The 22,888-nt window shown below is 69.2% G+C and carries 19 protein-coding genes and 1 pseudogene; 12 read left to right on the top strand and 8 right to left on the bottom strand.

The window, feature by feature from the left end; all coding sequences use genetic code 11:
* The first annotated feature begins 351 nt into the window (after positions 1-351).
* Positions 352-1,425: a chitinase gene (locus FHS42_RS26500; protein WP_184576320.1), complete on the top strand. Its 1,074-nt coding sequence runs from the start codon at positions 352-354 to the stop codon at positions 1,423-1,425.
* Here the strand turns inward: FHS42_RS26500 and FHS42_RS26495 are convergent.
* Entirely contained in the window at positions 1,403-1,732 is a 330-nt protein-coding gene (locus tag FHS42_RS26495; protein ID WP_184576210.1) for a hypothetical protein, read from the bottom strand. The genes FHS42_RS26500 and FHS42_RS26495 overlap by 23 nt on opposite strands.
* Here FHS42_RS26495 and FHS42_RS26490 point away from each other — a divergent pair.
* Genes FHS42_RS26490 through FHS42_RS26475 form a run of 4 tightly spaced genes read left to right on the top strand, consistent with a single transcriptional unit; the run spans position 1,725 to position 10,268 of the window.
* Positions 1,725-3,440 carry a TIGR02677 family protein gene (locus FHS42_RS26490; RefSeq protein WP_246495433.1) on the top strand — a complete coding sequence of 572 codons (1,716 nt, stop codon included), beginning with the start codon at positions 1,725-1,727 and terminating at the stop codon, positions 3,438-3,440. The two genes, FHS42_RS26495 and FHS42_RS26490, sit on opposite strands and share 8 nt — an antisense overlap.
* Positions 3,437-4,762 carry a TIGR02678 family protein gene (locus FHS42_RS26485; RefSeq protein WP_184576208.1) on the top strand — a complete coding sequence of 442 codons (1,326 nt, stop codon included), beginning with the start codon at positions 3,437-3,439 and terminating at the stop codon, positions 4,760-4,762. Before FHS42_RS26490 ends, FHS42_RS26485 begins: the two co-directional genes overlap by 4 nt.
* Positions 4,759-9,003 carry a TIGR02680 family protein gene (locus FHS42_RS26480; protein WP_184576206.1) on the top strand — a complete coding sequence of 1,415 codons (4,245 nt, stop codon included), beginning with the start codon at positions 4,759-4,761 and terminating at the stop codon, positions 9,001-9,003. Before FHS42_RS26485 ends, FHS42_RS26480 begins: the two co-directional genes overlap by 4 nt.
* Positions 9,000-10,268 carry a TIGR02679 family protein gene (locus FHS42_RS26475; protein ID WP_246495432.1) on the top strand — a complete coding sequence of 423 codons (1,269 nt, stop codon included), beginning with the start codon at positions 9,000-9,002 and terminating at the stop codon, positions 10,266-10,268. Before FHS42_RS26480 ends, FHS42_RS26475 begins: the two co-directional genes overlap by 4 nt.
* A gap of 88 nt (positions 10,269-10,356) precedes the next feature.
* Here FHS42_RS26475 and FHS42_RS26470 read toward each other — a convergent pair whose 3' ends face one another.
* The 3 genes from FHS42_RS26470 to FHS42_RS26460 all read right to left on the bottom strand — a co-directional run bounded on the left by FHS42_RS26470 (position 10,357) and on the right by FHS42_RS26460 (position 13,098).
* The gene (locus FHS42_RS26470) at positions 10,357-11,625 is read right to left on the bottom strand and encodes an NAD(P)/FAD-dependent oxidoreductase (RefSeq protein ID WP_184576202.1); all 1,269 of its coding nucleotides are present in this window, start codon (positions 11,623-11,625) and stop codon (positions 10,357-10,359) included.
* Entirely contained in the window at positions 11,625-11,948 is a 324-nt protein-coding gene (locus FHS42_RS26465; protein ID WP_184576200.1) for a 2Fe-2S iron-sulfur cluster-binding protein, read from the bottom strand. Before FHS42_RS26465 ends, FHS42_RS26470 begins: the two co-directional genes overlap by 1 nt.
* Before the next feature lie 220 nt (positions 11,949-12,168).
* Entirely contained in the window at positions 12,169-13,098 is a 930-nt protein-coding gene (locus FHS42_RS26460) for a LysR family transcriptional regulator (protein ID WP_184576198.1), read from the bottom strand.
* A gap of 235 nt (positions 13,099-13,333) precedes the next feature.
* Between FHS42_RS26460 and FHS42_RS26455 the strand changes: the two genes are divergently transcribed.
* The 4 genes from FHS42_RS26455 to cydC all read left to right on the top strand — a co-directional run bounded on the left by FHS42_RS26455 (position 13,334) and on the right by cydC (position 19,233).
* A complete protein-coding gene (locus tag FHS42_RS26455; protein WP_184576196.1) occupies positions 13,334-14,626 on the top strand; it encodes a cytochrome ubiquinol oxidase subunit I in 1,293 nt (430 codons plus the stop codon).
* A gap of 88 nt (positions 14,627-14,714) precedes the next feature.
* The gene (cydB, locus tag FHS42_RS26450; RefSeq protein WP_184576194.1) at positions 14,715-15,746 is read left to right on the top strand and encodes a cytochrome d ubiquinol oxidase subunit II; all 1,032 of its coding nucleotides are present in this window, start codon (positions 14,715-14,717) and stop codon (positions 15,744-15,746) included.
* A 29-nt stretch (positions 15,747-15,775) separates the two neighbouring features.
* On the top strand, positions 15,776-17,527 hold the full coding sequence (cydD, locus tag FHS42_RS26445; protein ID WP_184576192.1) for a thiol reductant ABC exporter subunit CydD: 1,752 nt from the start codon (positions 15,776-15,778) through the stop codon (positions 17,525-17,527).
* Positions 17,524-19,233, top strand: a complete 1,710-nt coding sequence (gene cydC, locus FHS42_RS26440; RefSeq protein ID WP_184576190.1) for a thiol reductant ABC exporter subunit CydC — start codon at positions 17,524-17,526, stop codon at positions 19,231-19,233. Before cydD ends, cydC begins: the two co-directional genes overlap by 4 nt.
* 84 nt (positions 19,234-19,317) lie before the next feature.
* On the opposite strand, the gene FHS42_RS38305 is transcribed toward cydC, so the two are convergent.
* A complete protein-coding gene (locus tag FHS42_RS38305; RefSeq protein WP_281392870.1) occupies positions 19,318-19,452 on the bottom strand; it encodes a hypothetical protein in 135 nt (44 codons plus the stop codon).
* Positions 19,453-19,541: 89 nt separating this feature from the next.
* Here FHS42_RS38305 and FHS42_RS39410 point away from each other — a divergent pair.
* Positions 19,542-19,767 (top strand): annotated as a pseudogene (locus FHS42_RS39410) (IS110 family transposase); the annotation flags it as partial.
* Between the two features lie 113 nt (positions 19,768-19,880).
* On the opposite strand, the gene FHS42_RS26435 reads toward FHS42_RS39410, so the two are convergent.
* Entirely contained in the window at positions 19,881-20,372 is a 492-nt protein-coding gene (locus FHS42_RS26435; protein ID WP_184576188.1) for a hypothetical protein, read from the bottom strand.
* Positions 20,373-20,632: 260 nt separating this feature from the next.
* Positions 20,633-21,103 carry a hypothetical protein gene (locus FHS42_RS26430; RefSeq protein WP_184576186.1) on the bottom strand — a complete coding sequence of 157 codons (471 nt, stop codon included), beginning with the start codon at positions 21,101-21,103 and terminating at the stop codon, positions 20,633-20,635.
* 278 nt (positions 21,104-21,381) lie between these two features.
* Here FHS42_RS26430 and FHS42_RS38730 point away from each other — a divergent pair, with 278 nt between their 5' ends.
* Positions 21,382-22,365, top strand: a complete 984-nt coding sequence (locus FHS42_RS38730) for an ArsR/SmtB family transcription factor (protein ID WP_184576184.1) — start codon at positions 21,382-21,384, stop codon at positions 22,363-22,365.
* Positions 22,366-22,406: 41 nt separating this feature from the next.
* On the opposite strand, the gene FHS42_RS26420 is transcribed toward FHS42_RS38730, so the two are convergent.
* Positions 22,407-22,556 carry a hypothetical protein gene (locus FHS42_RS26420; protein ID WP_184576182.1) on the bottom strand — a complete coding sequence of 50 codons (150 nt, stop codon included), beginning with the start codon at positions 22,554-22,556 and terminating at the stop codon, positions 22,407-22,409.
* A 15-nt stretch (positions 22,557-22,571) separates the two neighbouring features.
* Here FHS42_RS26420 and FHS42_RS26415 point away from each other — a divergent pair, with 15 nt between their 5' ends.
* Entirely contained in the window at positions 22,572-22,808 is a 237-nt protein-coding gene (locus FHS42_RS26415) for a hypothetical protein (RefSeq protein ID WP_184576180.1), read from the top strand.
* The last annotated feature ends 80 nt before the right edge of the window (positions 22,809-22,888 follow it).

The following is a 22,888-nucleotide window of genomic DNA, read 5'->3' as shown; positions in this document are numbered from 1 at the left end:
GTCGGGCCGATTCGCTCGGGGCCGCCCGGCATGGCGGCCGATGCCCCGGCCGGAGTTCTTCCGGCCGGGGCATCGCCATGCGCGGCCAGTTTCATCTGGTCCAGACCTCTTGACGACAGGTCTGGACCAACTTACCGTGTGGCGCACCACACATCCATGCCCCCCGTTGGCCTGCCCGGTTGAGGAGGTACGCGTGCCCCCCATTGCGTTTCCTCACCTGTCATGTCCACATCTAACGCCGCCGACCTGCACCTCCGCGGCCGGCTGCCCCACCAACTCCCCCCGAAGACGCACCCCCATGGACGTCGCGCCTACCCGGTCGTGGCGTCCGTGGCCAGAAGGGAGCACATCATGATCGGTCGGACGTTACGCCTGCTGGGAGTCGGCCTGGCGTTGGCCTTCGCCGCGCAAGTGCCGGTCGCCGCGGCGTCGGACGCACCCCGCACAGCACCCGACACACCGCGTGCCGACACCTGCCCGGTCAAATCGAAGCCCACGGGCAAGGTGCTCCAGGGGTACTGGGAGAACTGGGACGGGGCAGCCAACGGCGTGCACCCGCCGTTCGGTTGGGTCCCCATCAACGACAAGCGCATCCGCGATCACGGCTACAACGTGATCAATGCGGCATTCCCGGTCATCCGCTCGGACGGCACCGTCCTGTGGGAGAACGGAATGGACGCCACCGTAAAGGTCTCCACGCCGGCCGAGATGTGCGACGCCAAGGCATCCGGCGCCACGCTGCTGATGTCCATCGGCGGGGCCGCGGCCGGCATCGACCTCAGTTCCAGCAAGGTCGCGGACCGCTTCGTGGAGACAGTGGTACCGATCCTCCAGAAGTACAACTTCGACGGCATCGACATCGACATCGAGACCGGCCTGGTCGGCAACGGCAACATCAACCAGCTTTCGCCCTCACAGTCCAACCTCATCCGCATCATCGACGGCGTACTCGCCAAGATGCCTTCCAACTTCGGCCTGACGATGGCGCCCGAGACGGCATACGTCACCGGCGGCAGCGTGGTGTACGGCTCGATCTGGGGCGCGTACCTGCCGATCGTGAAGAAGTACGCGGACAACGGCCGACTGTGGTGGCTGAACATGCAGTACTACAACGGCAGCATGTACGGCTGCTCCGGCGACTCCTACTCGGCCGGTACGGTGGCGGGCTTCACAGCCCAAACCGACTGCCTCAACAAGGGCTTGGTCATCCAGGGAACCACCATCAAGGTGCCCTATGACAAGCAGGTACCGGGGCTGCCCGCGCAACCGGGCGCCGGAGGCGGCTACATGTCGCCGGGCCTGGTGAGCCAGGCGTGGAACAAGTACAACAACGCCCTCAAGGGCCTGATGACCTGGTCCATCAACTGGGACGGGTCCCGATCGTGGTCCTTCGGCAACAACGTCAAGTCCCTCCAGGGCCGCTGACCCGAACCGACCCCGTATCCGCGCTGTCCCGCCCCACCCGCACAGCGCCACCCTGTCCCCACGGGAACGAGCCGACCCGCGCCCCCCAGTCCCAGCGCGGGTCGGCTCTCGCGTCCGCACCTCGCGGCGCCGTCGCCTCCTCCCCCACCGACGCCGTCACCTCCTCCCCCACCAGCGCCGTCACCTCCTCCCCCACCAGCGCCGTCACCTCCTCCCCCACCAGCCCGCCCAAGCCTTCCAGCGCCGCTTCGCCCCCACCGCGCCGGTCACTGTCAGTGCGGGTGCGTAACCTCGTTCTCATGCGCATGGAGGAATCGCCGCAAGAGCCGTCACCGCAAGCCGACCGCGACCAAGCGTGGCAACGGCTGACGGCCTACAGCTACCTCAGCACGCCTGAGCGGCTTGACTACGTGGCGATCATGCGGGTGTTCTGCGGGACGCTGCTGGCGGACCTCTCGGTACCCGACGTGCTGGCGCAGCTCACCGACTCCGACAGCTCGGCAGCCCAACTCAGCGCCGAAACGCTGACGGACCGGCTGGAGCGGTTGGTGAACTGGGGCAATCTGCTGCGCAGCAGCCATACCGTGAAGGCGTCGAGCATCACGGAGTACCAGCGGGCCCGGTCGCGCTACCAGCTCACCAAGCTGGGTGAGCGCATCCAACGGGACGCGGATGAGGTCCTGCTCGGCGCGGACGCAGCACGCGAGGTCAGTAGCGAGTTGCTGGCACTTGTGGAGCGCGGGCTTCGCGAACTTGCGCACCTGGTCCAGGGCCCGGGCGAGATGGCGCCGCAAGACGCCTTGGAGCGAGTCAGCACGCTCTTCGTGCAGTTCGCCGAGTTCGCCGATTCCGTTCGGGACTTCTACGCATACCTGGGCCAGGTGCTGGCGCGGTACGACCTGGACAGCGCCGAGTACCAGGGCTTCAAGGAACTACTCCTGGACTATGTCGAGGCCATCACGGAGGAGGTGACCTTTCGCGCGCCCCGCATCGCCGCGGTGCTCAGCAGCCTGTGGCCACAGCTGCCTGACCTGTTGGCCCGTCTCGATGCGCACGCCCGCGGACTTGCGGGAACATCACTCGCGCTGGCCGGACAGCCGGAGGTGCGGGTGCAGCGCAGCCGAGGCCGTGAAATGGCCGACTGGGAGGGGCTGCGCGGCTGGTTCACCGACGTCGATGGGCAGGGAAGCCAGGTCGATCAGCTACGCGACGCCACGTTGCGCGCGCTTCAGTCACTGCTCGCGAACGCCAAGCGGATGTTGCGGTCGGCCTCGGGGGAGATGTCGCGGCGCAAGGATCTCCTGCGCCTCGCCCGCTGGTTCGACGAGGCGGCCCCCGATGACGCGCATGACATCGCGGTGGCGGCCTTCGGCCTCTACAGCGCCCGCCATCTGGGTGTTCCACCGGCAACGGATGAGCTAGTGCCCGCGTACACAAGCTGGTGGACCGGGCCCGTGGTCGAGGTCCCGGTGGCGCTGCGCGAACGGGGCAGTCGGGCCCAGCGCGGCCGAGCATCGGCCGTAGAGGATCACTCACAGCAAAAGCAACGGCTCCAGCAGGCCGCGCGCGACCGGGCTGCGGCCAGGCGAGCCGCAGCGGACGAACTGCGCAGCGCCTCCGGGCGCTTCGCACAGGTCAAGCTCACCTCTGCTGCCCTCGCCCTGTTACTGGAACTGCTGGCAACCGCCTTGGGCAATGCCCAACTTCGGCGCATCGCTGACCCCGAAACGGGCCAGACCGATGCCTTCACCGTGGACGCCGCGTACAGCGAGGACGCGGAGTTGGGCATCGGGCTCACGGTCCGGCACCTGGCCGGTGCCCAGACGGCCCTGCACTCCGTAGATGGGGAGCTGTTGCTCGACGAACTGGAGCTGTCCGTCGAGACCCTTGCCACTACAGATGGCGCTGCAAAGGGCGCTGCTGACAGCAGGAGCGGTGGCGCTGCTGACAGCACGGGCGGCGGCGCTACGGAAGGTGCCACGGAAGCGAGCATGAGGAAGGTGAGCGCGTCGTGACACTCCCATCGGCGCACGATGTCGCCCTCGCGGCGGAGCGCCGCAGCGCCGGCCGGCTGCTGCTCGCGCATCCCTTGGTGACGGCCAACGGCCCACACGCGGAGCTCTTCCCCTTGATTCGACGGCATGCCGAATGGCTGGGGAAGCACTTCCAGCAGGTGCTCGGCTACCGGCTGCTGGTGGACACCTCCTACGCTCGGCTGTTCAAGGCCGGCCTTGGCCCAGGGTCGGGACACCGGCTGGAGCGTTCCACCGGCACGCCGTTCACCCCGCGCACCTACGCGTGCCTCGCCTTGGCGCTCTCGGTCCTGGTGACCGCCCCCGAGCAGGTACTCCTGTCGCGGCTGGTCGCCGACATCAGGGCCGCGGCGGCCGATGCCGGTGTCGAGTTGGAGGGCACGGGTCGAGCAGCGGAGAAGCGGACGCTGGCCGCGGCGCTGCGCCAGTTGGTCGAGTGGGGGGTGCTCACCGAGACCGAGGGCAGCGTGGCCACGGTGACGCAGGAGGACGGTGGGGAGGCGTTGATCACGGTGGACCGCGAGGTCGCCCGTGTCGTGGTAGCCGGGCCGTTGGCCCAGAGCCGGGACGGCGCCGACCTCGTGCGGCGATCGGCAGACCCCGGCTTCGGCGGCCCCCGCACCTATGTGCGCCGCATGCTCGTGGAGACACCTGCCGTCTATCTCGATGAGCTGACCGACGCCGAGCGTGATTGGCTGCGTACCCGGCAGCGTCGCGAGTCCCAGGCGTTCTCCGAGCTCCTGGGCCTTGAGGCGGAGATTCGGGCCGAGGGCGTGGTGCTCGTGGACCCGGATGAGGAAGTGACCGACCTCCACCTGCCCGGTACGGGAACCGTCGCGCAGGCCGCGCTGCTCCTGCTGGAACGGCTGGTGGAGCGGCTGCGGCCGGTGAACCCTGGGCACCCCGCGACCGGTGGCCGGCTGCTGATCGGGGTGGCCGTGCCGGAGGGTGTGGTGGCGGCGGTGCTGGCCGAATTGGTCACGGAGTACGGCCGGCGCAGCAACTGGCAGCGGGGGTACCTGGAGGACCCGGAAGCGCTGCGCGATGCGGTGCTCGACCTTCTGGTCCGCATGCGGCTCGTGGCCCGCGCCGGCCCACTGCGCTCAGCTGGGCACGGCGTGCCCATCGGATACGACGAGGAGGTCACCGACGGCCGCCCCGTCACCGATGTCACCGGGGCACGCGCCCAGGACAGCGGTCTGGTGCTGCTCGCCGCCGCTGCCCGCTACGCGACCCGCCTCACCGTCCACCAGGCCCCCGGGGCACGACCCGAGGCCGCAGCACAGCAGGAGTTGCCGCTATGAGCCCGGATACGCCCGTGGCCGTTCCCCTGCCGCGTTCGGCCCCGCCTTCCGGTCACCGCTTCCGGTTGCACCGCGCGGGCATGCACAACGTCTGGCAGTACGACGAGCAGGAATTCGCGTTCGGCGACGGCCGGTTGCTGCTGCGCGGGAAGAACGGTGCGGGCAAGTCCAAGGCGCTGGAGATGCTGCTGCCCTATCTGCTGGACGGCGACTCCCGGGCACTGGATGCCACGGGTACGGGCCGCACCACGCTCCTGTGGCTGATGCTGGACGGCTTCGAGCAGACCAACCGCCTGGGGTACCTCTGGGTCGAGTTCCGCAAAACGGCGGCCGATGGCACGGAACACTTCCTGACCCTGGGCGCGGCGATCCGGGCATCGAAAACGTCCAAGAGGGCCGTTCCGTCCTTCTTCATCACCCCGCTTCGGATCGGCGCGGATGTGCACCTGGTGGAGGGGGGAAGGCCGCTGCCCGTGGACAAGCTCAAGGAGCGAATCGGCGCGGACAACGTCACCGAACGGCCCGCTCAGCACCGGACCCAGGTCGCGCGCAAGTTGTTCGGCATCACGGACGCCACTCGCTACCGCAACCTCACTCAGCTTTTGCACCGGCTGCGGCGCCCCACGGTCGGCGATCGCATCGAGTCGGGCGGGCTCATTTCCCTGCTCAGCGAGACGCTGCCGGGACTGGACGAAGAGACCGTAGAAAAGGTGTCGCGCAGCCTGCACGATCTGGACGCCGTCCGGGAGGAACTTGGCCGGCTGGAGCGGACCGACACCGCGCTGCGCACCTTCCTCACCACCTACCGTGGCTACCTGGTAGGCGTCTTGCGGAGGGCATCAGATGGCGTGAGCGGGCAGTTGGACACCCTCGCCCAGCGGCGCCGGGAGGCCGGCGACGCCGCCAAGCACACCAGCGATCTACGGACCGGCGAGAGGGAGGCCGACGAAAGGCTGCGGGCCTTTCAGGAGGAGCGCGACGCCGCCCAGACCGAGCAAGAAGCGCTCCGCGCCAGCGAGGGGTATCGCAGCCTCGCCGAGTTGTCCGAGCGCCGCGCCACCGTGGCCGCCCTGCACACCGCGGCGGACACGGCCTTCTCCTCCGTGCTGAGCGCCCACCGGGCCGAGGAGAGCGCCGCGGACCGGCTGGCCGAAGGCACCGAGCGACTGGGGCAGCGGCTTGGTGAGCTCTCCACGGTGCACCGGGAACTGCTGTCAGATGCCGAGCGGGCAGGGTTGCCCACGGGCCATCTCGGGGACGGGGTGGCCCTTCAGCACAGCGATTTGTGCGGGGCGGCGGAGCTGGAGCTCCCCGGCCCGGCCGATGAGACACAGACCGTGCACCATCGGCGCGTGACCGTCCCGGATGTGGCGGCCACCGATTCGGGCCTGGGCGAGTGGTGCGGCCGGTTGGAGAACGCGCAGTCGGTGATGAAGCACCGCCTGCGCATGGCCCAGGAAGTGGAGGGCCTCGCCGCCGCGGCTCGTACGGCGCAGGCCGATGCTTCGCGCGCGGACGCCGAACGGGAGCGTCTGGAAGGAGAGGTGGAGGATGCGGCCGAACGTCGCGTCGTCAGCCGGGCCCGCGTTGTCGAGGAGAGCCAGACGTACGCCCATGAGGTGATCGCGTGGACGGAGCGTACGAGCACCGGCGTCGGACCGCACTGCCCGTCGCTGCACGCCGTCCAGGAGGCGGTCAGGTGTGACGCCTCCTTGGACGCGCCGTTCGCGGACCGCGTCTTGCCCGCGAGCGTCGATGGGCAGGCGCAGCAGGTTGCTCACGACGCTTTGGACCCGCACGCCGATGACCTCGGCCAACGGCGGGACGCCCTCGCGCTGGGGGTGAGCAGGCTCGTCGACGAGCGGGACCGGCTCATCACACAGCACAGTCAGTGGGAGCAGCGCACGGACCCGCAGCCGCCCGTTCCCTACCATCGCGTTGCGGAACGGTCGGCCGGCACGGGGGCGCCGCTGTTTCGACTGGTGGACTTCGCCGAAGGGCTCTCTGCCACCGAAAGAGCCGGCCTGGAAGCGGCGTTGGAGGCCAGTGGTCTGCTGGATGCCTGGGTCATGGCGGACGGCGCTGTGCTCGATGCCCACACGCGCGACACGCTGCTCGACCCGATGCTGCCGGTGCCACGCGGGCCCACGCTCGCCGATGCGCTGCGTCCCGTGCAGCATCCCGTGTCGCACCCAGCGAGCGCCGTCACAGCGGAGCAGGTCGAGCGAGTGCTGCGGGCCGTCGCGCTTGCACCGGCCGCGGCAGCCGCGGGGGTCAGCACCGTGTTCTACGACGGCAGTTGGCGGCTCGGCGCCATGCGCGGCCGGCATGCGAAGGACGGTGCCGAGTATGTGGGTGCCGCGGTGCGGGCCGAGACCAGGCGCCGGAAATTGGCCGAGTTGGAACACGCACGGCAGGAAGTGGAGCACCAACTCGTTATCGAGCGCGGAAGGCTGGAGGAAGTTGAAGCGTGGCGCCGGGCCCTTGGCACCGCCGTGCGGGAGTTTCCGCACGCCAGGCGGCTGGCGCGCGCCTGGTCCCAGCTCGATGACGTCGAGTCCGCCGTGCGGACGCTGACCGGCAAGGCGGCCCACGCCGCCCGAGCGGCCGAGGACGCGCGCACCCTTGCCGTTGCCGCCCGCGGTGAGGTGGAGGCCACCGCGACCGCCCACGACCTACCGACCACCCCCGACGCCCTTGCGCGGGTGCGCGCCGCGCTGGCCGCGCTGCAAAGCGGCACCGGGCACCTGATGCGGGCCATCCGCAACACAGCGCGGGACCTCGGCAGCAACCGGGCAGAGCGCACGGCGTATGAGCGCGCCCATGACGACCGGCTGGTGACGGAGCGCAACTACCAGCTCAGCCTGGACGCGCTGCGCCCCGCTCGGCAGGTCCTGCGCACGCTTGAGGAAACGATCGGCTCAGCCGAGGACGACATCTTGCGGCGCGACGCGCAGACCCAACACCGGGTCGCCGCCGCCCTACGGGCCCTACCGGAAGCGCGCCGCGCCCTGGAGGCGCTCCACGATGCGCGGGTGCGCGCAGAGGAGCAGGAGGCGAGCCAGCGCGAGCAGTTGGTGGTGCAGGAAGCCGCCGTCATCGCGGCCGGCAGCACCTTGCGCCGTGCGCTCGCCAGGCCCGAGGTGCTGCGGGGCGTGGGGTTGGAGCGCTCGGCGCTTCCCGAGCACCCCGCGGAGGAGGCCCTGACGGATGCCCGCAGCCGGATTCGGGCGCTGCGCGAACTCGCCGATGCGGTACGCGGTCGCCTCGAACGGTCGAAGAGCGAGGTATCCGATACGGCGCTCCTCAACCGACACACCGAGCTGCGTGACCAGCTCGCCGGCGGCTTCGACGCGCAGCTCGACGAGCTCGACGGAATCAAGGTTTGCCGGCTGCTCGACGACCACGGTTCCCATGACGTGGCCCTCGTCGGGGAGCGGATCGCCGACCAGGCAGCGGTGGCTCGCGGTCGGCTGACCGAGCGGGAGAGCGAGGTCTTCCAGCGGTTCCTCGCCGGTGAACTCGGCGACCATCTATCGACGCAGGTCATCGCCGCGGCGAACCTGGTTGCCGCGCTCAACGGCACGCTCAAGACCGTCCGCACCTCGCATGGGCTCGGTGTCGAGTTGCAGTGGAAGCTTGACGACGATGCCGACGCCGACGTGCGAGCAGCGGTCGAGTTGCTGCGCAGCCCCTCCGGGCTGCGCACCCGCGAGCAGACCGAGCAGCTTCGCGAGGTGCTGCAACGACGGGTCGAGGACGCCCGCAGGGCCGATCCGTCCGCCGGCTACGCCGCCCACCTGCGCACGGCTTTGGACTACCGAGGTTGGTTCCGCTTCCACACCTTCGTGGTGGACGACGCTGCCCCGGGCCGTAAACGTAAGCTCACCGGCCGCACCGGACTCAGCCAGGGCGAGCAGCGCGTACTGTCCTACCTCGTGCTCTTCGCCGCAGCCGCAGCCCACTTCACGACGCTCGGCGAGGCCACACCGCACGCGCCGCGGCTGATCCTTCTTGACGACGCCTTCGCCAAGGTGGACGAGCCCACCCACGGTCGGCTGGGCCGGATTCTCGTGGACCTGGATTTGGACTTCGTCCTCACCAGCGAGCGGCTCATGGGCAACTGGGCCGAGGTTCCCTCGCTGGAGATCTACGAATGCCTTCGCGACCCGCTCGTGCGTGGCGTAGCCACCCTGCACTACACATGGAACGGCCGCCATCGGCGGTTGGTGTCCGTATGAGCGCGCTTCGGGCCGAGACCCGGGACTGGCTGACGGGCCCGGGCCTGGATCGGCTGTGGGCCGCGGCCCGAAAGCGTCTGGAGTCCAACGGCCTGCAAGCCACCGGCACCCTGCGCATGCCAGACCTCGACGCGCAGGAGAAGACAGCACTGTCCCACCTGTTGGGCAAGGCCGTGACGGGTTCTACGGTGACCCTGCGACTTGACGCGCTCGATGCTCGGCTTCGCGCATCGGCGGCCGACCTTGGCCTGGTGGAGACCCTGTGCGCGCTCGGCCCCGCGCTCATCGACCGCCGTGCGGCCCGGGCAGGCGCCGAGGCGCGGCGCGAGCAGGTGTGGTCATCGCTCGCCGCCCACGTGGACGCCAGCGCCCTTCGTGCGGACCCGTGGGTGCACCAGTGGCAGGAGGTCGTACGCCGCGCGGGCACGCCCAGGGGAACCACCCCACAGGCCGCGGACCGAACGCTCCAACAGGCCGTGCAGGTACTCACCTTGCTGCTTGGTCCACAGCGGTCGGGCCCCCGTGGCCGGGGCGAGCTCGCCGTCGAAGCGACCGGATCTGCGCACGGACTAGACGATGGAACGTGGCTCGCACGCCTCGTGCAACGAGGCATCGCCCTCGCCCAGGGTGCCGAGTTCCCCGAGACCGCCGCCGGCCGGCGCGCTGTGTGGCGCCAGGCCGGCGTCACCCCGGACGAGGTGTCCAGCACCGTACTGTCCTACGGGCTGCGCCCATTGGGAGACGGTTGGCGCGAGCGCGCACTACGGGAACGGACAGAGCACCACGCGGAGGCTCAGCTGACCCTGCGCGACCTCCACACCCTGCAACTGAGGCTGCCGCCGGGCACGGTGATCCATGTCTGCGAGAACCCCCGCGTTGTGGAGGCCGCCGCCGACGCCGCCTGTGCGCAGCCGCTGGTGTGCACATCGGGCAGCGCAGCCACGGTGGTCCTCACCCTCCTAGATGCCCTCGCCGCCAGCGGCTGCCGCTTCGCCTATCACGGCGACTTCGACTGGCCCGGCATCACGCTGGCCAACCGCGTCATCCGCCGGTACGACGCCCGGCCCTGGCGGCTCACCGCCGAGGACTACGAACAACTCGCCGCCCGCACCCAGGCGCAGGGCATACCGCACCTGCCCCTGGCCGGCCTGCCCGTTGTGGCGGACTGGGACCCCGGCCTGACCCCCGCCATGCGCGCCCTGGGCATCGCCCTCCACGAGGAGGCCACGCTCGACCTCCTCGTAGCAGACCTCCATGGCACATGAGCTCAACGAGGCTGCTGAGCCCTGCCGTACGGGCCCGCCCATCGCCCAGCGGCAAGGCCGGGGTGGGTTCCTGTGGGCCGGGCCCTGCTCAGCCGATGGGCGCTCCTGCGCTGTGCCTCGCGAGGTGGCCCTTGAGCGTGAACCCCGGTGCGGTGACGTCGCTCGGGCTCAATGTTGCTTGGGTGGTGAGGAGTTGCCTGGCCGCCAGGTGGTCGGCGGGGCGGTTGATGGACTCGACCGCCACCAGGTCATCGCCACGAAAGAGAAGCACCGAGAACGCATCGGGGTGGTCACCGAGCACCACCTCGGCGTCGTGGCCCTCGTCCAGCCCAGCGATCTGTACGGTTGTGGCGAACTGATCGCTCCAAAACCAGGGCAGTTCCCCGTAGGCGTGGGCCGCCCCGGTCAGCCGCTCGGCGACCAGTCGGGCATGGCCCACGGTGTTTTGCACCGATTCGATGCGCCGCCGATTCCCCGAGCGCACCTGCGGGAAGGCCGCGCAGTCGCCGATGGCTGAGACGTGTGGATCAGCGGTCATCAGCCGAGAGTTCACGGTGATGCCGTCGCTGACCGGCAGGCCGGCCGCGGCGGCCAGTTCCGTGCGCGGGGTGACGCCGACGCCAATCAGGACCAGATCAGCCGGCACTCGCCGGCCATCGGCCAACTCCACTGCCGCCACGCCTCCGCGGCCATCGCCGTGCAGGGCCGCAACTCCCTGGCCGAACAGCAACCGGGTGCCCTCCCTTTGGTGCAGTTGCGTGAAGTGTTCGGCGGTCCGCGCCGTTACGACCCGGGCGAGCGGTCGGTCGAGAGCTTCGATGACCGTCACCTCACAGCCCGACGTCCGTGCCACGGCCGCGAATTCGAGGCCGATGAACCCGGCGCCCACTACCACCGCGCGCCGAGCGGCACGAAGGGAGACCCGTAGCGCGGTGGCGTCCTGCGCGGTACGCAGGGTGTGCACGCCGCGCAGCCCGGCTCCTGGCACGGCGAGCGTGCGCGGCCGGGCCCCGGTGGCCAGCACGAGATGGCCGTAGCCGTGCTCGGAACCATCGGCGAGGCGGACCGTGCGGGCGGCCGGGTCGATCTCGGTCACGGTTGCGCTGAACAGGTCGATCGACTGGCGTACGTAGTACGTCGCCGGCCGCAGCCACAGTGGTGCCGCACCCTGGAGGTACGCATCGCCCATGAGGTACGTCTTGGACAGCGGCGGACGCTCGTACGGGAGGGTGTCCTCGGCACTGATAAGCGTGATATGCCCCGCATAGCCGCGTTCGCGTAGCGACGCTGCCGTTTGGTAGCCGCCCTGTCCGGCCCCCACGATGGTGACGGAGGTGGGCGGTGTGTCATCGGCCATCAGTTCTGCCGCTCGGGGAGGTGGACGATCAGGCCATCCAGCGCGCTGGTCACCTTGAGCTGGCAGCTCAGCCGGCTGTTGGGCCGGCGCTGGCAGGCCGTGAAGTCGAGCATGTCGTCCTCGTTCGGCTGTGCGGGTTCCAGCTTGTCGATGGTGGCCTCATCTACGTAGACGTGGCAGGTGGCGCACTGCGCGTTGCCGCCGCACTGGGCGACGATGCCGTCGATGTCGTTGGATGTGGCGCCGCGCATGACGCTCGTGCCGGCGGGGACTTCGACCGAACGCGCGGCCCCATCGACGGTGACGTATGTGATGTTGGGCATGACGGAACTCCTCGATGGCGTCCGATTGCGCGCGAGAGTGCGCCGCAGCACGGAGGCCGGTCAAGTGGGAAACGGGAAGATGCAGATGGCGCCGCCGTGAGTGATGGGGGACGCGACACCCCTACCAACTCGCCATCAGATGCCGGCCGTACGGACACGCGATGTCCTTGGCCAGGGATCGGGCGGCGCGTCGGAACATACCAAAGGAGTGGCCTGCGCGCTAGGACGGATCGTGGGAGTGCTCGCGGCGCGGGTCGGGCAGGCGGTGTGTCATGAAGGGCCTGCTGGTGGTGAACTCCCGGAACTTCAGGGCGGCTTCGGAAAGATAGCTGTCCCGGTTCCACACCAAGGTGAGCACGCGGTGGCAGTCGGGTGCGCCCATGCGCACCCAGGCGACCGGGACGCGCACATGCGTACCGACCTGACGGGACACCACCGGGATGAGACCAATGCCAAGGCCCGCGCTGATCATGTCCTGGCTGGCGCCCGGTTCGTCGCCCTCACAGGACAGCAGCGGCGTGAGGCCCTCGGCGGCGAACAGTCGGTCGAGGAGAGTGCGCTGCCAGTGGCCGAGGCGCGTGGTGACAAAGGGCTCGTCGGCGATCTCGGGGATCGTCACGCTCTCCCGGCCGTCGAGCCAATGGCCATGCGGAACCGCGAGCAAAACCTCCTCGCGGGCGAGCTCGACCGACTCGAATGGCGTTCCGGTCAGCGGCTGCGACGCCACGCAGAAATCCACTTCCCTGGCGCGCAGTCGGCGGTCCATCTCCTCCGCAGTGGATTGGAAGAGACGCACGTCGGCACGGGGGTAGGCGGCGCGAAAGCCGCCAAGGAGTGGGATGACGGTCAGGAGGGTCTCGGAGGCCACACTGACCCGACCAAGCCCCGTATCGCGGGCCTCACGGACGGCCCGGCGGCCGTCGTCGAGCTCGCTTAGGGCGCGATCGACATGGCGCAGGAACATCGCGCCGTACTGGTTGAGCCGGACCCGGCGGCCCTGCCGGTCAAAGAGCGGGGAGCCCAAGTCGGCCTCCAGGCGCGCGATGGCGCGGCTGAGAGAAGGCTGGGCGACCCGCAACTCCTCCGCGGCCCGGCTGATGTGCTCGAAGCGGGCTACGGCCTGGAAGTAACGCAGTTGTAGAAGATCCACGGTCCACCTTCGCTTATGCCTTCTGAGTCATCTTCACATGACCAAACCGGTATTGGAATGCATAAGCAATTGTGCCTACGGTCTCCATCGAGGTCACCGCACGGGTGGCGGGCAACAGCGCCCGGCATCTGTACACGCGAAGCGGGGACCTCGCACCCACCCAACATCCACCGACCCGGACCCGGGCCGCATGTCGAATCCCGTCCAGAGCACCCGCCGCAAGAAAGGTCGCATCATGAGCGCTGCGGAGCTGGCTCGACTCCAGTTCGCGGCCACGACCGGCATCCACTGGCTGTTTGTGATCCTCACCATGGGACTCGTCCCGATCGTCGCGATCATGCACACCCGAGCCGCTTACACCCGTGATCCCGACAAGAGAGCCACCCGGGAGCGCATGACGCGCTTTTGGGGTCAGCTCTACGTCATCAACTACGCGGTCGGCATCGCCACCGGCCTCGTCATGGAGTTCCAATTCGGACTGAGTTGGAGCGGCCTGAGCAAGTTCGCGGGCAACGTCTTCGGCGCCCCGCTGGCGCTCGAAACCCTCATCGCCTTCTTCGCCGAGTCCACCTTCCTCGGCATGTGGATCTTCGGTTGGGGCCGCCTGCGCAGGGGCGTGCACGTCACGCTCATCTGGCTGGTCACGCTGACCGCGTACGCCTCCGCGTACTGGATCATGATCGCCAACGGCTTTATGCAGCACCCTGTCGGTTACGAAGTGCGCGGCGGCGAAGCCTACTTGACCGACTTCGGGGCGCTACTCACCAATCCCCATGCCCTGCTCGCGCTCGCCCACATCACGCTCGCCGCGCTGACGACCGGGGGCGTCTTCGTCACCGGCATCAGCGCCTTCCACTTCGCGCGGGGCACCAAGGAGATTGAACTCTTCCGCAGCTCCCTGCGCCTGGGCCTGTGGATCGGCGCGGTCGCCTCCTTTTTCGTCATCATCGTCGGCGACCTCCAGTTCCCCGTGCTCGAACGCACCCAGCCGATGAAGATGGCCGCCCTGGAGAACAGCGGCGTCGCCGAACTGCAAGCGCAACTCGTCACGGAGCACGGGCCCGCCGACTACGCGCCCCCACACGGCTGGCTACGCGTCTCGATGGACACGATGACGATCATCGGCAACACCGTGTCGACCGTGACCCTCATCGCCGTGTGCCTGCTGTGGAAGGACTGGCTGGTGCGCCGGCGCCCTCTCGCCTATCTGATGACAGCGATGATCCCGCTGCCCTTCATCGCCTCAGCGGGCGGCTGGGTATTTCGCGAGGTCGGGCGCCAACCCTGGCTCGTCTACGGCGAACTGACCGTCAATGACGCGCTCTCCCACGTCAGCCGCACCTCACTGGTCGTGTCCTGCACCGCGTTCATCACCGTCTTCGTCGCCCTGGCGGCGGTGAACTGGAGCCTGATCGCCCGCTTCGCCCGCCGCGGCCCGCACGCCACCCAACTCGGCGCCACCGAACCACTCCCCCATGACGTACCAGGTGACGGCGCCGACGAGAAACAGCCGGTCCCGACCTACTGAGCCGACCCTGCCGGTACGTACCGAGATCGCCTCCCCTGCGTGCGGGCTCCCCTGTGCAATCCCCTTCTGTGATGGAAAGTTGAGCAAGATGAGTTTGGAGACCTGCTGGGTGGCCCTCCTTGGCCTCCTTCTCGCCGGGTACTTCGTGCTCGGCGGTTACGACTACGGCGTACAAATGCTGCACCCCTTCCTCGGTGGCCAAGCCCAAGCCGGGCCCGCGGTCGAGCGCACCAGCCGCAACGCCGCCCTCGACGCCATCGCACCGTTCTTCTTGGGCAACGAGGTGTGGCTCGTGGCCTTCGCCGGCGTCATGTTCGGGGCCTTCCCGCACCTGGAAGGCGACCTGCTGCCCGGCCTTTACCCGCTCATCGTGGCGATCCTCGTCGGTTTGGTCCTGGGGAACGCCGCGGTCCAACTACGCGGTCGAGCCCATAGCGCCCGCGGTCGCCACTGGTGGGACATCCTGATCGTGTTCGGCGGCGCGCTGCCCGCCCTGTGTTGGGGGCTCGTCGTTGGCCTGCTGCTCCACGGCGTACCTCGCCGGACTGACGGGACCTTCCACATTGGACCCGGTGACGTGCTCACGCCGTTCGTGCTGGCTTGCGGAGTCACCACCGCACTGCTCTTCGCAGCACACGGGGCAGCCTTCATCGCCCTACGATCGGCTCCCGAACTCGCGCGTACTGCGTGCCAGTTGGGCTCCTCCCTACTGCGGGCTACTGGTGCCGTAGGTTCTCTCGCGCTGCTCCTGACACTCTTCGGGGCGGGCGCCTCCATGACCAACCGGGCGACCTCGGCGGCCCTCGCCGCCCTGCTGGCGGCGGCGCTCGCCGGCGCCTGGTGGCACCTGTCGCGCGGCCACCACATCCGGGCGTTTGCGGCCACCTGTTGCGCCACCGCGCTGCCGGTACTTCTGGTGGGGGCCGGCCACTACCCGTACGTCCTGATCAGCTCGTCGGGCGCGGGAATGACCCTCCACCAGGCCGTGACAGACGGTGCCACCTTGACCATCTTGACCGCCTTCGGGGTCGTGCTGATCCCGGTGATCCTCGCGTATCAGACGTGGAGCTGGTGGGCCTTTCGAGGGCGGACGGGCCGCCGTCACCCCAGCTACTTCTGAGACACACAGGCGAGGAGAGAGGCCCCAAGATGAAGCCGGTCGAACGCCGCCTGATACGAGAACTCCCGGCGCTGCGACGCCACCTGATGTGCTCCGCGGTGCTGGCCCTGGTGGGCGCTGGGCTCATCGTCGCCCAGGCGAGCCTGCTAGCGACGGTCCTCGCGAACGGCTTCGCCGGGCGCCCGCATCCCAGCACGCCGCTGGCCGCGTTGGCCGCCGTCATGGCGCTGCGCGCGCTGCTGACCTGGGCACGCGGGCTACTCGCTCAGCGCGCCGCGGCCGACGCCAAACACGCCCTGCGCGGCCGGATCACCGCCCGGCTCCAGCACACCAGTCCCCTGCGGCTGATGGCCCACCGCCACGGTGAGACGGCCACACTGCTCACTCGCGGCCTCGACGCCCTCGACCCGTACGTCGTCGGCTATCTGCCCACGATGGCGGCCACCGCGGTGGTGCCCCTCACGGTCGTCGCCTGGTTGGTGTGGACCGACTGGACCTCGGCACTGATCATCGTCGTCACGCTGCCGCTGATCCCCGTGTTCGGTGCGTTGGTCGGCCTGCACACCGCCAGGCGCACGGCCCACCAATGGCAGTTGCTGTCGCGGCTTGGTGGGCACTTCCTGGATGTGGTGGCCGGGCTGCCGACGCTGCGCGCTTTCGGCCGCGAGCAGCACCAGACCCGGGTGGTGGGCGAGATGGCGGAGGCCCATCGGCGGGCCACCATGCGCACGCTACGCGTAGCGTTCCTGTCCTCCTTCGTCCTGGAAACGGTCGCCACCCTCTCGGTGGCGCTGGTGGCCGTCCCGGTCGGGTTGCGGCTGCTTGGCGGCGAACTGGACCTCCGCACGGCCCTGACCGTTCTGTTCCTCGCCCCCGAGGCGTATCTGCCGCTGCGCGCCGCGGGCGCGGCCTTCCACGACAGCGCCGAGGGCATCGCGGTGGCCGAGCGGATCTTCACCGTGCTCGACGACAAGGACACGCCCGCCGCGCCCACAACGCCCACCGTGCCCGCCGTGCAGACAGCGCAGACAGCGCAGACAAAACAGCCAGCGCGCACCGGTCGCGTACCGGCTCCCGATGCCCGCACGGGGCAGCTACGCCTCGATGAGGTCACGGTCCACTACCCGGGTCGGGCCGCGCCCGCCCTGCGACAGGTGTCCCTCTCCGTACGTCCCGGCGAACACGTGGCCCTGGTCGGCCCGAGCGGCGCGGGCAAGTCCACCCTGTTGGCGCTGCTCCTGGGCTTTGTGGCGCCCGAGTCGGGCCGCGTCACCGTCGGCGCAACCGACCTCGCGGACCTCGACCCCGACCAGTGGCGCGCCCAGGTGGCGTGGGTGCCGCAGCGCCCGCACCTGTTCGCGCAGTCCGTTGCGGACAACATTCGCCTCGGGCGCCCCCGCGCGAGCGACGCCGAGGTACGGCAGGCGGCCCGCGCCGCGTCGGCGGACCTGTTCATCGAGGAGTTGCCGAAGGCGTACGGCACCGTGCTCGGCGAGCGCGGCACCGGGCTCTCCGCCGGTCAGCGCCAACGCATCGCCCTCGCCCGCGCGTTCCTCAAGGACGCCCCCGTACTCCTCCTGGACGAGCCGACCGCTCACCTCGACCCCGTGCACGAGGCCGCCGTCACCCGGGCCACGGTCAACCTCATGCACGGCCGAACCTCGCTCGTGGTCGCACACCGCACGAGCCTGCTCCCCCACGCGGATCGGATCATCACGGTACGAGCAGGCAGCCTCACCCTCCCCCGAACGCCCTTCACACAGGAACTGCCGGTCTCATGACGTCCCACGTCGAGGCCGCCGCAGCGGCCCGTACGCGTGGGCCGCGGCCCACGGTTCGCCTCCTGCGCCACCTCCTCCCCTACTGGCGCAGGCTGCTGCCCGCCGCGCTCGCCTCGGCCGGCAGCGAACTGGCCGCCGCCGCGTTGCTGGCCACCGCTGCGTGGCTGATCACCCGCGCCGCCGAACAGCCCCCGCTCGCCTCGGTGAGCGTGGCGATCGTCGCCGTACGCGCCCTGGCCCTGGGCCGCGGAGCGCTGCGCTATACCGATCGGCTCCTCGGTCACGACGGGGCACTGCGGGCCATCGCGGGCTTTCGCACCCGGGTGTACGAGGCGCTGGTGCCGCTCGCCCCCGCGGGCATTCCTGCCTTTCGCGACGGCGATTTGCTCACGCGCCTCGTCGATGACGTTGACGCCGCCCAGGACCTGCTACTGCGGGTCTTGATCCCATCCGCAGCCGCCTACGCGGTTGCCACGACCACCACCGCGGTAGCCGCACTGATGCTGCCGCAGGCAGGTCTCCTGCTCGCGCTGCTCCTGACCGTGGCGGGGCTTCTCCTGCCCGCTTTGGTGCTCGCGCTGTCCCGCCGTACGGGCCACGCGGAGAAGGCAGCGCGCGCCGAACTCGCCACGTACACCGTGGACTTACATCGGGGGGCGGCGGACCTGGCCGCTTACGGAGCCCGGGGCCGCGCCCACGAGCGGGCCCACCGCGTCGGCGCCCAGATCGCCGCGCTGGAGCACCGCAAGGCCCTGACGACCTCGCTCGCCTCGGCCGTGGTACTGCTACTCCAGAGCGGGGCGACGGTCGGCGTGAGCTGGCTCGCGCTGCACGCACATGAGGCCGGTGCGCTGCCTGCCGTGCACCTCACCGTCCTCGCGGTCCTTGCGCTGGTGTCCTTCGAGGCCCTCGCGCCGCTACCCGCCGCCGCCCGCCGCCTCGCTGAAGTACGGGCGTCGGCGCGCCGGTTGGCCGAACTGTTCGACACGCCGCCTCCTGTCGCTGACCCGCCAGCACCAGTCCCGCTCCCCACCGATGAGCCGATCGGCGTGGACATCACCGACCTGCGGGTGCGCCACCGCGCCGGCGATCCCCCAGCCCTGGACGGGGTGAACCTCCGACTGCCGCCCGGCCACCGGGTCGTACTGATCGGCGCCAGCGGCTCCGGCAAGTCCACGCTGATCGCAGCGCTCATGCGGTTCGTCCCGTACGAAGCCGGCAGCATTCGCGTCGGCGGACGCGAACTTCGCGACTGCGCAGCCGCCGATGTCCGCCGGGTGATCACCGGCGTGACTCAGGACGCGCACGTGTTCCACACCACGATCCGTGCCAACCTCCTGCTGGCCCGGCCCGAAGCCACGGCCGCCGACCTGCGCGAAGCGGCCCGCAGGGCCCGACTCCTGAACTGGATCGAGACGCTGCCCGACCGCTGGGACACCCTCATCGGAGGGGATGGCGCCACCATGTCCGGCGGCCAGCGCCAGCGCCTGTTCCTGACTCGCGCACTCCTCGCTGACCCGCCCGTACTCGTCCTGGACGAACCCACCGAGGGGCTCGACCCGGACACCGCCGCCGCCGTGCTAGCCGACATCCTCGACGCCACCCGTGGCCGCACCACGCTCCTGATCACCCACGATCGGGCGGGCCTCGCCGCCGCCGACGAGATCGTGACCCTCGACCGCGGCCGGATCGTCCCCGTCGCTTAGTGCTCGCCGCGGGGGCGGGTCGGGGGCGAAGGGCCGACATTCCCGCCAGGAATACCCACCCCGGCCTTGCCCTTGACGCTCATGTCAAGCCGCTCCCAGCGCCGTCGTCACGTCGCCGGACCACAGCAGATGCAACACCGCTGCCTTCACCAGCGGCCGGAGATACGGCGGCACCAGCTGGAATGCCTCGCCCAGCGACATCCCGTCCAACCCCACCAACCGCGGAGCGTTGACCAGTTCCGCGTCGAAGAGCCAGCCCCGGCGGTAGCCGGCCAGGAACCGGATGTTCTCCAGCAGGTGCGGGCCTCGGGTTCCAGACCCCGGCCGCGATCCACCGCTCGGGCGTCACCCATCTGACCAAGTGGCTGGCCAACCGCAACGTCCGCAACGCAAAGGCCCTTGCCGCAACGGCGGTTGAGGTCGCCGGGCGTCAGCACACCCCCCGTTCCCGGGGAGAAGACCATCGCGAAGCTGGTCCACACCCTTGCCGAGAAGATGATGACCCTCAACGAGCACATCGCCGAGATCGACGAGGAATGTGGCGTCGGCCTTGGTGTCGGTGCGGAGGGTGAAGCCGTTGTGGCCGCTCTTCTTCTCCAGGTCGGATTAGTCGGTGAGCACGTCCGGGTAGATGCTGGTGCCGTTTCTTATCGGGTGAACTCGCCAGTGGTCTCCAGTGCCAGTCGATTGCCGGTGTGACTGCTGTACATTTCACCCTTCGCGAGAAACGTGTAGCGACCGCTCAAGCCGGTGAACTTCGGCGTCCAGCAGACCCGCTGGTTCGGCATGACCTTCCCGTTTCCGCCACTGCTGTCACAGTTGATCGAGGTGGTGGTGCTACCGTCACGCTGGCGGTACAGCGTCGCCTGTGCCCACTGGCTGGCCGTGAGCTTTTCCGCGAATCCTACGTATCCCCAGTAGTTGTGCGCGTCGTCCCGGCAGACCGCGATCCTGCCGACAGAGCCGAGTTCGGGAGCGTCATTCCGATAGATATACGCGCTGGCCACAATTCTCCCGGTGTCGTTGCCGAACTGGCATGTGGATGCAACCAGCGTCTGCGCCGACGCCGATGGCGCGATGAGCGTGACTGCGGAGCACACGAGCGCGAGCACGGCCGAAGCTCCAGGGATGCACTTCATTCGTTTTTCATCCTCTCGAAGTTTTTAACTCAGATCTGAAGCGAGCTGACGGCATCGTTGAAACCGTAGCGAGGCGCGAGCGGGGCCCTGCCACTCGCCCGAAATACGCAACGGATACCCCACAAATTGTGCGTCCTTGAAGACACGCCACACGCGCTGCGATAGCGACCATGATCAATCTCAGCGCTGCATCCTGTACCGCAACTACTCAGGCCCGGTGCTGAAGTGTGCGGGGTTCAATCCATCTGATGGGGTGTGGTTCAGATGTTGGGTGACTGGCCGAGGTAGGTCTCTTTGAGCCATCCTACGGAGTACACCTTTACGGAGCTGGGCTGGCTGAGGGTTTTGCCGAAGCATACTGACCACGAGTTCGGCCCGACCCCCGATGACGCGCACTCCCAAGAGCCCAGGAAAAGGCCAGAGGAGGCGGTATACAGGTTCACGTATGCGCTCGCACTGTAGAGGCTGGATCGGTTGTTACGGACGATCACTGCCGCCTGGACGCTGCCCCCGCCTGACGACCTGATCGCACAGACCTGCGCGATTACGGAGGTGGCGACCGTCTTGCTGCCGGCGCATGCCCACGTGGCGGGGCTGGAGGTGATCGGGTTGGTGTTGCCGTAGGCACGCCAGGTGCCGGCATCGGTGGTGGTGGCGGGGCCGGCATCGGTCGCGGTGGCGGGGCCGGCGGTTGCCAGGCTCAGTCCGAGTACGGCAGTGATGGCGAGCATTGAGCCTGCACCGGTTCGCCTGAATCGCGAACTGGCCGCCTTCGTGCGGCTGTTGGCCCTGCTGGCGTCGTTCAGTGTCACGATGACAATCACTCCCAGGTTGTTGGGTTTTTGGAGTTACGGGGCACAACCTCACGTCGTACGGAGATGACCGTCTCCGGTCGGGCGCTAGCGGTGCCAGCGTTGTTTACCGCGCCGACTCAACCACGCGTGGGCCTCGCGGCGGAAAGTATTCAAGGCCGTTTGAATCCATCGCGGCGGCTGCTAGCGTCGGCATGGTGCTCTCTGTGCGTGTGGATGCCGACACCATGGCCAGGACGCGGTGGGCTCCTTCCCCCGCAGCGGAGTCCCTGGCGTGGCTGAGACTCACTGCCGCCTCAAGACGGCACCCGGTGTTCGGCGATCCCGGGCCGTTGGCCCGCGCCTGTCTTGCCCATCCGGATGTTGCCCTGCTCGCGGACCTGTTGCCGCGAGCCGGTGACACCTACACGCCTGACCTGCTCACCCCTCAGCCAGGTGCGTACGGGCAGGGTCGTGACCTGCTGGGCGAGCAGATCGCGCAGATCGAGGCCGCAGCGCAGGACGCCCTGGAAACCCAGGTCTTCACCTACACCCGGACCCACTGGAACAGGCCGCTGCTGGCCACGACCCGCCGGATCGCCGAGTCGGGGCGGATGCAGCGACGTCTCGCCAACGGTCTCGCCCGGTTCTGGCGTGATGCCCTCGCCGAAAGCTGGCCCGAGTTACGCTCGATCCTCGATCAGGACATCGCCCACCGCGCGACGGCCATCGCCACCCAAGGCATCGGCCGGGCGCTCGGAGCACTCCACCCCGACATGGGGTGGGCGGGCGACGCGGTCACCCTCGCCACCTCGTGGGAGGGTGAAATAGATGCCACCGGCCGGGACCTAGTCCTCGCCCCGGGCGTGCTGAACTGGCCCAACGTCATCGTCCAGGTCGACACCCCCGGACAGTTCGTCCTGTACTACCCGGCCCAGCGCATCGGCGCCGGCAGAGGCCACCGGCCTGGAATGATCGCGCAGGTGGTCGGCGACACCCGAGCGGCGTTGCTGGCGGACTTGGAAACCCCCCGATCCACCACGGAACTCGCCGCCCGGATCGGATGCGCACAGGGCAACGTCTCCTACCACCTCAGTGCCCTGCACCGCGCGCGCCTGGTCACCAAGGTCAGAGACGGCCGCTACGTGCTGTACCAGCGGACCGCACATGCGGCAGTTCTGCTGGAAGAAGCCCGCAACTGACATGGTGTCCCGCCCAGCGGAACGTCCGGGTGGACCAGTTGTCACGGACGCTGCCGCCAAGTCAGCTCCCCCACGCTGAGCTGGCGGTCCTCAAAGCCGTGGAAGGCGATACGGCCGGAGCCCAGCGCCTGTCCGAGGCTGCGCCGACGCGAGAGCAGCGAGCCGCAGCTCTGGCCGCTGTTGCCACTCATCTGGCAGGGGCACCTGTGGTGCTCGCCACCGACCGCGCGGCGCAGGGCGCCACAGTCCGCCTTTGCTTGGCGCTGGCCCACGCCGCAGGTGACGGCAACGCGCCCAACGAAGGGGCTGCCCGGTTGATCGTGCGGCAGCTGCTGACGGGCGAGGGATGGGCGTACGCGATCCCGCTGCTTCCCCAACTGGCCCCCAAGGCACTGGTTCCTGTCGGCGAGTTGGTATGGGCCCATGGCCCGGGCGAGCGGTGACGGGCCTCGCGCTGAGTGGTATCGCTTCGGTGCGGGATGTCCACGTTCGTGTCGCCGTACGGGCTTGGTTCTCACATGGT

This window comes from Streptomyces zagrosensis, from assembly GCF_014203645.1.
Lineage (GTDB): Bacteria > Actinomycetota > Actinomycetes > Streptomycetales > Streptomycetaceae > Streptomyces > Streptomyces zagrosensis.
This window is presented reverse-complemented; position numbering and strand designations above follow the sequence as displayed.